The sequence below is a fragment of the Oleiphilus sp. HI0061 genome (assembly GCF_001635675.1).
The window spans coordinates 1-3,394 of sequence record NZ_LWFE01000069.1 but is presented as its reverse complement, the minus strand read 5'-3'; the positions used below and the strand labels follow the sequence as shown (position 1 = coordinate 3,394).

Here is a 3,394-nt window from a genome sequence, read left to right as displayed (position 1 = left end):
CGGATCTCATTATGACTATTATGATATAGAAGAGCTGCGAGTGCTCGAATCTTGTGGAGTGAATACAGGTTGCGATAAAAAGTATGGCAAAGAATCTGAAGAACAATTTAATAGAAAAGAAGAGAAAAAGCAGAAATTTAGAATCGCGATAAAATCAGCGTATCTTGGCCTCCTCGATACTTTAGGTGCTCTCGCCTACGAAGTAACAAATCCAAATATACTGAACCTTTCCTTTAGTCTTGGCTTGAATGAAGTAGAGACAAAGTTGGTTAATTTTGTTGTATCGCTTAAGTCCAAAGTGACGATTCAGACTGTTTTCGATGCCTTACCTGATTGCACTCTAGATAAAGCATACCAAGTCCTTGGCTTCATGCTAAATGATGATCGAAAAGCAGTTAAACAAGCCTTTTCCAATCAGTCGATATTAACTCGTTCAGGTTTTCTACGCATCGATAAAATGAGTGGAACCTATGACCTGGATCGTCGTATCGAAGTGTTATCAGATCATTTCATTGAATTGATAAAGGACCAATCTAGAGACGTTACGTTGCTTGAATTAGTGAGCGATAGAGTAGTACAGAGTGCTTCCAACAAACTAGGCGCTGAAGATTATGGGCATATTGAAAAGGAATTTGCTTTGTTAGAAGAGTATCTCAAACAGTCCATTGAAAATCAGGATAAAGGAATAAATATCCTTATCTATGGTCCCCCCGGTACAGGTAAAACAGAACTAGCAAGGGTTATATCTGAAAAATGTGATACCTCTCTTTTTGAAGTGGCAGGTGTAGATAGTGAAGGTAATTCCCTGGACGCTTCGGGAAGGATGAATGGTTATTTTGCTTCACAAGTAGTTCTGGATGGGAACAGAAACTTAATTTTATTTGATGAGATAGAGGATATCTTCAGGAATAATTTTTTCTGTAATTCTTATGCAGACAAGCACAAGTATGTGTTCACTCGACTTTTAGAAAGTAACCCAGTACCAGCTATATGGATATCCAATGACGTGGACTGTATGGATAGAGCTATTATTCGTCGCTTTGATATGGTGATTGAGTTAGATGTGCCGCCTAGAGGGCGTCGGAAGGAGATCATTCAAGAACTAAGCGCAGGTTTTCTTGAGGAAGATGATATCGAGATCTGTGCATCTCATGAAGCTATTTCACCAGCGGTGATAGATAGAGTTGCTAAGGTTATTAGCCAAACTAAGCAGACATTTGATAAACAAGAACGGGCGACTCACTTTAAGCGTATGGTCAATAACGTTCTTAAGGCTCAGGGTCATAGAGAGATCAAATCATCAGTGACGCAGAATCTGCTTAAGTTTGATCCGACGCTCATATCATGTGATGTCGATATCAAGTCGATACCCAAGCAATTAGCATCAAACGGTTCTGGCCGGATTTGTATGTACGGCCCTCCAGGAACAGGAAAAACGGCCTATGGCAATTGGATAGCTAAGGAATTAGGTAAACAGATATTGCTCAAAAAAGTTTCGGATCTGGTTTCAATGTGGATTGGCCAAACAGAACAAAATATTGCAGCAGCTTTTGAAGAGGCAAGGCAATCTGAAGCTGTACTAATGATTGATGAAGTGGATAGCTTTCTTCAAGACAGGCGCAATGTTCAACATAGCTGGGAGGTGACCCAAATCAACGAGATGCTCACCCAAATGGAAAGTTTTGAAGGTGTATTTATTGCCTCCACAAACCTGGTGGATGGTCTGGATATGGCTTCGCTGAGGCGCTTTGATTTGAAGATGAAGTTTGATTATATGAAGCCTGACCAAGTAACTTCATTGTTTCAAAAAGTGTGTGAGCAATTGGATATTGAATTACCCTCTGAAAATATAAAACAGAAGTTGACTACTATAAGTGTTCTAACTCCAGGAGACTTTGCCGTTATACAGCGTCGACATCGTTTTGCGCCATTTGAAAACGCTGATCAGGTTTACGATGCACTTGAATATGAAGCAGGCTTTAAAGGGGCGAGCTCTAAGCCGATAGGGTTTATGCATTAGTAGTAAAACATACCATAGATTCTTAGCTACACTGAACTAATCATTATTGATTAAGGTAAATGGCTAAAGAATGGCAGAACGCAGCTCAGCATCAGAACAACTTAAATTCTCGCTCGAAATTTTAAGACGAATTCCGCGTCATGGATTGAAGACAGCACGAGATTTTCATGACGAATTGACGAATGCTGGTTGGGATAAGTCCCTACGCACAATTCAGAGAACGCTTAATGAGTTGGTCGATGAGTTTGATATTTACTGTGACAATCGAAGCAAGCCGTTCGGTTATCGCTGGAATAAAAATGCGAAGGGCTTTTCTTTGGCGGATTTGACGTTACAAGAGTCCCTAATGCTGCGTTTGTCTGAAGAGTATCTAAAGGACCTGTTGCCCCCTAATCTGCTTAAGTCGATGGAGAGCTTTTTCGAGTATTCCCGAAATCGATTGCTCGACCCGACGGAAGCCTCGTCAAACTTAGAGAAGCAGTGGCTAGATAAGGTTCAGATTATCAGTGAACGCCAGCCTCTTATTCCACCGGATATAGACCCGAAAATTTTCAAAGCCATTACGGAAGCCCTGTATAACAATAATTACCTCGAGTTGACCTATGAAAATGCTCAAGGCAAAGCCTCGGAAGTGAAGGTAATGCCTTTGGGATTAGTGCAGCAAGGTGTGCGATTCTATATGGCTTGCCGTTATGACAATGGTGAGGATTACAGCCTGGCAGTGCATCGCATAAAAGCCGCTAATGCGATGACCTTGCACTTTGATGCTCCTAAAGACTTTAAATTGAGTAAGTATGTTAAGAAGGGCCGTTTCAATTACGGTGATGGTGAAAAGGTTGAAGTCAATTTTACCTTGAAAAAGTCTGCAGGTATCCACTTGGCAGAAACTCCCTTATCAAAGGATCAAACGATTACTGACTTAGATGACGGTTATATCGCTATAAAAGCCACGGTAGTAGACTCGCTGCTACTCGATAATTTTGTGAACAGTTTTGGGGAAGTCGTAAGGTCGTACGATAAAACCTACTTGGAAAGTGAGTAACGTATAGATGTGTATATCCGCGTAAATGTTCTCAGAGTGTTCTTAACGTAAAAGCAGGAATATACCAAAGGAAAACTCAAAAAACAGGAAGGCCCATAAAGTTCCTTTGTCTCCACTGGCGATAAAGCTATTCAGTGAACTATATGCTCTTAGAGACGAGTCAGATTGGGTGCTACCTTCTTTCACTGATAATGATAGCCCTATGACTGAGAGGGTTATTAGTCGTGCTGCCAACAGGGCACAAGAAGTTGTAGGCATTGATAAATGGGTACCTCATGACCTTCGCCGTACTGCCGCCACCAAGATGGCTGGACTTGGCGTCGCTATTCCTG

Annotated in this window: 3 protein-coding genes; all 3 read left to right on the top strand. The window is 41.3% G+C overall.

The window, feature by feature from the left end; genetic code table 11:
* Positions 1-2,020 (top strand): ATP-binding protein (locus A3735_RS00910; protein ID WP_231882315.1); only part of this gene is annotated, 2,020 nt, incomplete at its 5' end.
* Positions 2,021-2,090: 70 nt separating this feature from the next.
* Entirely contained in the window at positions 2,091-3,062 is a 972-nt protein-coding gene (locus A3735_RS00905; protein ID WP_068637390.1) for a YafY family protein, read from the top strand.
* A gap of 61 nt (positions 3,063-3,123) precedes the next feature.
* Positions 3,124-3,394, top strand: a 271-nt coding sequence (locus A3735_RS32430) for a tyrosine-type recombinase/integrase (RefSeq protein ID WP_197485558.1), incomplete at its 3' end; no start/stop codon positions are given.

Coding starts and splice junctions, on each gene's coding strand:
- A3735_RS00905 (WP_068637390.1), top strand. CDS start 2,091: ATGGCAGAACGCAGCTCAGCATCAGAACAACTTAAATTCTCGCTCGAA.